This is a genomic window from Paenibacillus cisolokensis, from assembly GCF_018403665.1.
Taxonomy (GTDB): domain Bacteria; phylum Bacillota; class Bacilli; order Paenibacillales; family Paenibacillaceae; genus Paenibacillus_AH; species Paenibacillus_AH cisolokensis.
Genome location: NZ_BOVJ01000015.1, coordinates 21329 through 29153, shown reverse-complemented (window position 1 = coordinate 29153; position 7825 = coordinate 21329). Strand labels below are relative to the sequence as shown.

The window sequence follows — 7825 nt, the reverse complement described above, 5'->3', positions numbered from 1 at the left end:
GCTGCTCTTAGCATACAAGGAGGGGTAAGACGTGAAACGAAGATCGCGGCATCGAATGCCGCGCCGATTGAGCGCCAATTCGCCGTCCCGATGGCTGCTGCCCGCGCTGTCCCGCCTGCTCGTCACTGCGCTTTGCGGCATGCTGGCAATGCCGGGGCTGGCGGCCGCAACCGGGAATGCCGACGCCGCCGCGGCCGCCGGTCCGCAGTTGTCGGTCCAGGCGCCGTCCGGTCTGGTGGAGAAGACGTTCTATGCGGACGTATATGTCTATTCCGTTTCGCCGATCGCGGAAGTAACGGCGATCATCGGAGATCGTACGACCGCATTGCAGAAACTTCCCGGGTCATGCGGTTATTCCTGCCGTTACGGCGGATTTATCGATTCGGGATTGGATACGACTCCCGGCACGGTGAAAGTCACATACCGGGCCGTAGACGTGGACGGATTGGCGGCGACGGCTCAGCATACCTACGGCGTCGACATGAAGCCTGTCGTGATGCCGGTGTCGCCGCTGCCTTATGCGGTAGCGGACCCGGAGCTCGCGCTCGATCTGTCATGCGCTGACGATGACGAGCCGGGCTGTGTTCTTGTCACGGTGAAGGTAAATGCGAGCAAAGTCGCGGAAAGCGTGTACGGCATTCATGAAACCGTTAACATCGGCCAATGGGACAGGAGACAACTGCGGCTGAACATCGAGGCGAAAGATTCCGCGGGGCAGACGACCTATCATTCGTTCCCGTTTTATGTGGAATCCGGACCGGAATTGACCCGCAAGGCGCATGCCCGCGGACTCGTGCTCGATCATGACGATACCCGTCTCCTTTACTGGGACGCCTATTACCATCGCCTTATCGTGCGCGACCTGATAACAAGCGAGGAAGAAACGCTGCCGTTTCCCGTTGCGGAAAACCGGGACCTTCACGTCTTTTTGACCCCTGACGGCGTGATGGGCGGCGCGTTCGACGCCACGGGCTTTCCGCTTCCGGACGGTTATTACGAGAAAGGGCTCGATCCTATGGGACGCTATCTTGTTTTCGAATGGAAGCGGGGCAGCTTGACGGAGATGGCGGCCGCAAGCATTCTCGTGAACGGAGATTTTGCCGTCTTTCTGGCGGATGACGGCAGCTCGTCCGGCCCGAAACCGCTCGTGCTGCGCAACCTGAAGACAGGGGACGAGACGACGGTGGATGTCATAACAGGCGCGGATTACGAAATATCGGCGGACGGCACATTGGTATATGCCAAGGGCGGGCAAATTTATCTATATCGCGCAGGAGACGCCGAGCCGTCGGCGCTGACGTCGGACAAGCAGTACAGACATTCTTGGCCGCGCACGGACGGACGGTTGGTCGTCTATACGAAAAGGCTTGCGACGAGCGACGAATCGACGATCGTGCTGGTCGATACCGGCGGCGATCCGGCAGAGAGCGAGCTTGGCCGGACCGAAGGATATCCGAAAGATTACGCGGTCGCGTACGGATGGGTCGCATTCAATCGGATGGCCGAGAACGGGCAGCGTCAGCTGTGGGTGCGCTCCCCGGAAGGCGCGGAGGAGCGGTTGACCCCGACGAGTACGGCCCAAAGTCGCCTGGATTCGCTGGCCCCGAACGGCGACGTCACTTATATTTACAACGGAGAGTTGATAATCAGCCGGCTCGGTCCGGACGGCCGCGAGCCGTCGAAAAGTTTGACGCTTGACAAAGCCCGGTCGTTCTGGCGCAACGGCTGGCAAATCTACCTGGGAGCGGCCTGGTACGGACTGAACGATGACGGACAGCCGCCTGTCAAGCCCGTGCGCCTCGAAGCGTCGCCGGTTTCGGCCGAGCTTTTCCCCGGCGAAACGGTGTCCGTAACGGCTTCCGTCTATATGTCGGATGGGACGCGGACCGATGTGACGGCTCGGACGGCATTCCGTTCGTCCGACCCGGAAGTCGCCTCGGTCGGTGAGGACGGAATCGTCAGGGCGCTGTCGCCGGGCCATACCGAGATCGCCTTATTATACGAGGGTTTGACGGCTTCCGCCGTCGTTGAGGTGAAGGCGGACCTTCCGCCCGATACGCCGCCCGGCGATCCGGCCGATCTGAATGATGACGGCAACGTCGATGTCCGCGATCTGATCGCGTTTCTGAAAGCGATCGGCACTTCCGCGGGCGATCCGCACTTTATACCGAAAGCCGATTATGACCGTGACGGCCGCATCGGCTCGGACGACGGCATCACGTTCATCCTGCTGTACCGCAACGCGGTGCTGCGCCGCTAATAGACGGCTTTGCCGCACAGGCGGCGAAGCGCCGCTGAAAAATAAAGTCAGCCTTGCCCGGTGGGGAGGCTGACTTTATTTTCACGCATGCGTTTTCCGGTTAGAAGAAACAGGAACGCAGGATAATGACCAGCAGGATGAAGAGTACGAGAATGACACCTGCACTCGTCCAGATGCCGCCGACGCCATGTGGTGCGCATCCGTATCCGTACCCATCATGAGCTCCTGCTACATATCCGTCGTTTGGATAATTACTCACAGTACATACCTCCTGAAATTGGAATGTTGTGATGTAGGAACCACACTTTATAGTATGAAGGAGGGGAGGAGTCGCTATGGACGTTTGTACCGTGTCGAATGCATTTACGCCAATGCCTATTCTGCATTGCTTGCCGATCGGTCGGGCGGATCAAGAGGCGTCACATCCGTCCGGGAACCGTCCGGCTGGTACGGCGATTGCCAAAACTGGCGAATATGCTTGATGCGCGATTCGGCAACGGCATTCCCGGTATTGCCCGCCTGAAGGACGGAGGAAGTGCTGATCGCGATGACGCGTACGCACCCGACCTCGATAGTCGGCGCCATGTTGTTTCGCTCTACGATTACCCCATCGCCGTAACCGGGATACAAGGTCGGCAGCGGGCGGGCGAATATCGGATACGATTCGAAATAAGGTTCACCCGCCGCGTTATGGTCCGCCTCCCGTTGCACGGCCAAAGCGTTTGATGTCAAATATTCGCTGGCGACATCGCCAATCTGGATAACGGACGACAAGGCGGCGTCGATGACCCGGATGCTGCCGATGCCGGCGGTTCGGATGGGCAACCCGAACGCGTTCAAGGCGTTCCCGCCTGGTTCCCGGCGCGGCTGCCGCCGAAACGACCTGCGGCTTTGTGGCCGTCGCACTCCTCGGGAATCCGCGCTTCTTCTGCGGATTGCGGTCTGCTTTCTTCCGGCAGGCTAAGCGGGGCGAACGGGCCGACAAAAATCGATTCGGGCGGCGTGTCAAACATCGAGAAAAGGGTGTACGAATCGGTATCGCCGATCTGCAGCACCGAGGAAGCCGCGACGCCGAGCACCTCGATTTCGCCGACACATAGCGCGTGGTTCGTAATCGTAACGTTCATGAAGCATCTCCTTCATCCTGTTGTTCCGGCGGCTGCTTCAGCCGCAGCAAATATTGACGCATGGCCGTCTCGCAGTCGCGAATCGATTTGGCGGCGGCGTCGTGAATGATCGCATCAGGCACCGCCGTTCCACCGCCACTATGGCTTGCGTTCCGCAAGTAATATTGGATACGGGCAGGCATCTGCCGGCGTATATCTTCGATAATAATCCGCCGATGATGCGGATCGAGCGGTATGCCCAGCTCGTTCTCTATCGCGGCAATTCGCTGCGACGCTTCATCCTGCAAATAGCGTTCGACAATGTCGCGAACGTTGGTATAGTATGATGGCGTCGGCTGAACGGCGCCGGGACCGGCGGACGGGAACGAATAGGTCCCGGGCTTCGGCGCCGTTCCCGGGATCGAGAATTGATCGACGCCCGGCAGCGATTCCTCGCCCGGCGACTGCATGCCGATATTCAGTGTTCCTTCCAGTTTCTCGACCTTCAACTGGTCAAAATGGTATTCCAATCTTTCGATGCTGTAATGAGGCTTTTGATCCGCCGCGTCCATTCTTGCCGCAAGCTCTTTCAATTCGCGCTCGAGACAGGCGATCCGATCTTCCTGTTCCAGAATTCGCCGCTTGGTCTCTTGCGCCCATGCATACCAAGCGTCCCAATTAAACCCGTATGGCAGCTGCATCGAATGTCCTCCTCTCGATCCGTCGCGCCGGGATTGTACGCTGGCCAGGTTATGTCGGACTCGGAAGCGGCACGAACGAGATTGGCGACGGAGCGCCAAACTCCGGCGCAGGCGCCGTGAAGCCTCCCGTGTTGTACAGCTGGGAGAGCGATCGCAGGGATCCGGCGCTGCCGACTTGCAGCACGGACGAGTTCGAAACGCTTTCCACGCGCAGCTGCTGAATCGTAATATGTTGGTAAACGGTCAAATTCATACGATGTTCCCAGCCCCGGCAGCAACTTTATTGTTGGACGAATCTTGCACATCCGGGTCTATCGAGTTCGTCGCGCTGACCGCACTGTTCGAATTGGCCAGGCTGCCTGTCAGGAATGAACCGGCGCCGGCGAACGTCTTGGAGGTGCTGTTCGGCGAAATTTGCAGCGCGTCTCCGAAGTGCACGATAGAGCCGGAACCGACATTGACGATATTGACAAAGCCGACGACCGAAGGCATGACGTCACTCCTTTGCTTCCATTCCTGCAACTCGTTTCTATATCATATGCGGGCGTTCGCCCAGAGGTTCCCGGCGGCTCGGGGAGGTATGCTTCAGCGGCGGTTTTCTCCGTCGAAACGGGCACGGAGCCGGACTATGATCGGAGCGGCCGGGAAAGTAGCCCTTGTTTCCATGACCGCATATAGTAATGGGTAAACGTGAAGTCCGGAGGTGCAATCGAGGTGTCGTCCAAATGGGAGGATCTGGAGCGTTGGCTTGAGGGGCAGCGGCTGCCCAAAGGCTTCGAACGGCTGCGCGAACCGGATTGGGTCGAAAAATTCGTCCGCCATATGATGATCAAAGCGATGCCGGGCGTCGCAGCGTCGGCGGGCTTCGGACAATCTCCGGCCGAAGTGTTCGAAACGCATCACTTTGTCATCGTCAAATTTCCGCTGCCGGCCGATGCCGTGCCCGAACGGCTTCGTCTTCTCGTGCGCGAGGATCGGCTCCGGCTGGAAGGTTTGCCCGGCGACGAACGAAAGACGATCAAGCTGCCCCGCGCCGTACGTCCCCGGATGTCGCGCGCGCTGCTGCGGGAAGGCGTCCTGCAGGTGAAGCTGCGCAAAAAACCGGTCGACCCCGTCTATGAGGAAATACCGATCCGGTGGTAACCGTCACCGGACCGCCGCTGGCATATTGTCGGGTTTTCCCTTATAATTTCAGATAGGCTGCAATATTTTGGTTGCCGCACATGCGTGCGGCAAACTGGACAAGGGAGTGTATCGAGTGACGCTGGTTGACGTGAGCGACGTCTCCGCCGGGCTTTTTATTCTGGGGGCCGTGTTCATCCTGCTCATATTCGGGCTGCTGAGCCTTGGCATACTACGGATGTTCCAGCTGCGCTACCGCGCCGGCTGGCTTTGTTTTGCCGGGGCCGTTGTCAGTTCCGCCGTCTTTTATATTCTGCTGGATCAATGGTACATATAGACGGTTCGCCCGCGATCCCGCTTCGTCTTTTTTGGACGAGGCGGGATCTTTTTTTGTACAAGATTTTTGATTTTTTTGTTTATAACCGGTATTCAAAATGACAGCGTTATGATAAGATGTATTCAAGCGTAAAACCAAAATAACAAACATAAACAAAAACAGACAAAAGGTGAGGAGTAACCGAAATGGCACAATATCTTTGGGACCCGAAACGGGCGGCGGAGCTGACGGGAGGACTCGACGAGCTCGTCTACCGCTCCAATCTGCTCGGAACCGACCGCTCGGTCTGCAATTGGGGAGGCGGCAACACCTCCATGAAGACGGTGGTCAAAGATTTCCGCGGCCGCGACATCGAAGTGATGTGGGTAAAAGGCAGCGGGTCCGATCTGGGGACGATGAAGGCGCAGCATTTCACCGGATTGCGGATGGACGATATCCGTCCGCTGTTCGAGCGCGAGGATATGACCGACGAGGAGATGGTCGCGTACCTCGCGCACTGCATGATCGACAGCAAGCATCCGCGCGCCTCGATCGAGACGCTGCTGCACGCGTTTTTGCCGTTCAAGCATGTCGATCATACGCATCCGGACTCGATCATCAGCCTGTGCTGCACCGATAACGGCCGCGAGTTGGCGAAGGAGATATTCGGCAGCCGGTTCGTTTGGGTGCCCTACATCCGTCCCGGCTTCAAGCTGTCCAAGATGATCGCCGAAGGCGTGCTGGCGAATCCGGACGCCGAGCTCGTGCTGATGGAGAAGCACGGACTTGTCACCTGGGGGGAAACGTCGGAGGAAGCGTACCGCAAAACGATCGACATCATTAACGAAGCGGAGCGCTACATCGGCAAGCGTGTGAAGGAGGAAGCGCTGTTCGGAGGCGCGCGCTATTCTTCTCTCGCTCCCGAGCGGCGCCGCGAGCTGGCCGCCGCCGTCATGCCGGTCATTCGCGGCGCGGTCGACGACGGCCGGAAGATGCTCGTGTCGTTCGATGATGCGGACGACGTGCTGCAATTCGTCAATTCCCGCGACGCCGCGCAGCTGTCGCAGGTCGGCGCAGCATGCCCGGACCATCTGGTCCATACGAAGCGCGTCCCGCTGTTTGTCGACTGGGACCCGGCAACGGGCGACGGGGAATCGCTGCGCGCGGCGATCGTCGCAGGAATCGAACGGTTTAAAGACGAATACAGACAGTATTTCGAGCGCAACCGGAATGAAGGCGACGTCATGTCCGAAGCGGCTCCGCGCGTCATTCTCGTCCCGGGTGTCGGCATGTTCAACACAGGGAAAAGCCGGGCGACGGCGCAGATCAGCGGCGCGTTGTACCATCGCGCGATCGCGGTCATGCGCGGCGCAACGACGCTCGGCCGCTTCGTATCGCTGAACGAGAACGAATCCTTCAACGTCGAGTATTGGCCGCTTGAGCTGTATAAGCTGACGCTGGCTCCGCCGGAAGCCGAATTTTCGCGCCAGGTCGCGTTCATTACCGGCGGCGCGGGCGGCATCGGCAGCGCAACGGCCCGCCGTCTCGCGGCGGAAGGCGCCCATGTCGTACTGGCCGATCTCAATTTCGAAGGAGCGCAGCGCGTCGCCGACGAACTGAACGCCACATTCGGCGAAGGCCGCGCGCTGGCGGTCAAAATGGACGTCACGAGCGAGGAGCAGGTGACGGACGCATTGGCCGCAACGGCGCTCTATTACGGCGGGGTGGACATTCTCGTCAACAATGCGGGCCTTGCCACCTCGAGCCCGTTCGAGGAGACGTCGCTCAAGGAATGGAATCTGAACATGAACGTGCTCGGCACCGGGTATTTCCTTGTGGCGCGCGAAGCGTTCAAAATGATGAAGCAGCAGGGCACGGGCGGCAGCATGGTGTTCATCGCCTCCAAAAACGCCGTATACGCCGGCAAGAACGCGACGGCCTACAGCGCGGCGAAAGCGCTGGAGGCGCATCTGGCGCGCTGCATTGCGGCCGAGGGCGGGGAGCACGGCATTCGCGTCAATACGATATTGCCGGATGCGATATTGCAAGGATCGGCTATCTGGAATTCCAATTGGCGCAACGAGCGGGCGGCCGCATACGGCGTAGAGCCCGATCAGCTGGAGGAATATTACCGCAAGCGGACGACGCTGCTCGTCAATATTTACCCGCAGGATATCGCCGAAGGCGTGGCGTTCTTCGCCTCCTCGAGGGCGTCGAAGACGACAGGCTGCATGCTGACGATCGACGGCGGCGTGCCGGCGGCATTCACCCGTTGACCGGGAGCTGACCGGAACGGGCATCGAATTTCAGCCGGAGGGCC

General features: G+C 59.3%; 9 protein-coding genes. 4 read left to right on the top strand and 5 right to left on the bottom strand.

Going from position 1 to position 7825, the window contains the following annotated elements:
* Nucleotides 1-31 precede the first annotated feature (31 nt).
* The gene (locus PACILC2_RS02300; protein ID WP_213527200.1) at nt 32-2260 is read left to right on the top strand and encodes an Ig-like domain-containing protein; all 2229 of its coding nucleotides are present in this window, start codon (nt 32-34) and stop codon (nt 2258-2260) included.
* A 375-nt stretch (nt 2261-2635) separates the two neighbouring features.
* Here PACILC2_RS02300 and PACILC2_RS02295 read toward each other — a convergent pair whose 3' ends face one another.
* From PACILC2_RS02295 to PACILC2_RS02275, 5 genes are read right to left on the bottom strand one after another with little or no spacing between them, the layout of a single operon-like run.
* Nucleotides 2636-3100, bottom strand: a complete 465-nt coding sequence (locus PACILC2_RS02295; RefSeq protein ID WP_213527198.1) for a spore germination protein GerPE — start codon at nt 3098-3100, stop codon at nt 2636-2638.
* The gene (locus PACILC2_RS27770; RefSeq protein ID WP_280515254.1) at nt 3097-3387 is read right to left on the bottom strand and encodes a spore germination protein GerPD; all 291 of its coding nucleotides are present in this window, start codon (nt 3385-3387) and stop codon (nt 3097-3099) included. The genes PACILC2_RS02295 and PACILC2_RS27770 overlap by 4 nt, the downstream gene beginning before the upstream one ends.
* On the bottom strand, nt 3384-4067 hold the full coding sequence (gene gerPC, locus PACILC2_RS02285) for a spore germination protein GerPC (protein ID WP_213527196.1): 684 nt from the start codon (nt 4065-4067) through the stop codon (nt 3384-3386). The genes PACILC2_RS27770 and gerPC overlap by 4 nt, the downstream gene beginning before the upstream one ends.
* 49 nt (nt 4068-4116) lie before the next feature.
* A complete protein-coding gene (locus PACILC2_RS02280; protein ID WP_213527195.1) occupies nt 4117-4320 on the bottom strand; it encodes a spore germination protein GerPB in 204 nt (67 codons plus the stop codon).
* A complete protein-coding gene (locus tag PACILC2_RS02275) occupies nt 4317-4559 on the bottom strand; it encodes a spore germination protein (protein ID WP_062493352.1) in 243 nt (80 codons plus the stop codon). Before PACILC2_RS02275 ends, PACILC2_RS02280 begins: the two co-directional genes overlap by 4 nt.
* 222 nt (nt 4560-4781) lie before the next feature.
* Between PACILC2_RS02275 and PACILC2_RS02270 the strand changes: the two genes are divergently transcribed.
* The 3 genes from PACILC2_RS02270 (at nt 4782) to PACILC2_RS02260 (ending at nt 7781) form a co-directional block, all read left to right on the top strand.
* A complete protein-coding gene (locus PACILC2_RS02270) occupies nt 4782-5210 on the top strand; it encodes an Hsp20/alpha crystallin family protein (RefSeq protein ID WP_062493351.1) in 429 nt (142 codons plus the stop codon).
* Nucleotides 5211-5325: 115 nt separating this feature from the next.
* Nucleotides 5326-5526, top strand: a complete 201-nt coding sequence (locus PACILC2_RS02265; protein WP_062493350.1) for a hypothetical protein — start codon at nt 5326-5328, stop codon at nt 5524-5526.
* A 185-nt stretch (nt 5527-5711) separates the two neighbouring features.
* Complete coding sequence (locus tag PACILC2_RS02260; protein WP_213527194.1) at nt 5712-7781, top strand: bifunctional aldolase/short-chain dehydrogenase; 2070 nt, start codon at nt 5712-5714, stop codon at nt 7779-7781.
* The last annotated feature ends 44 nt before the right edge of the window (nt 7782-7825 follow it).

What these genes read in the sequence shown, in the direction of transcription:
- PACILC2_RS27770 (WP_280515254.1), bottom strand. Translation starts at nt 3,387, where the DNA reads ATGAACGTTACGATTACGAACCACGCGCTATGTGTCGGCGAAATCGAG.
- gerPC (WP_213527196.1), bottom strand. Translation starts at nt 4,067, where the DNA reads ATGCAGCTGCCATACGGGTTTAATTGGGACGCTTGGTATGCATGGGCG.
- PACILC2_RS02280 (WP_213527195.1), bottom strand. Translation starts at nt 4,320, where the DNA reads ATGAATTTGACCGTTTACCAACATATTACGATTCAGCAGCTGCGCGTG.
- PACILC2_RS02275 (WP_062493352.1), bottom strand. Translation starts at nt 4,559, where the DNA reads ATGCCTTCGGTCGTCGGCTTTGTCAATATCGTCAATGTCGGTTCCGGC.
- PACILC2_RS02260 (WP_213527194.1), top strand. Translation starts at nt 5,712, where the DNA reads ATGGCACAATATCTTTGGGACCCGAAACGGGCGGCGGAGCTGACGGGA.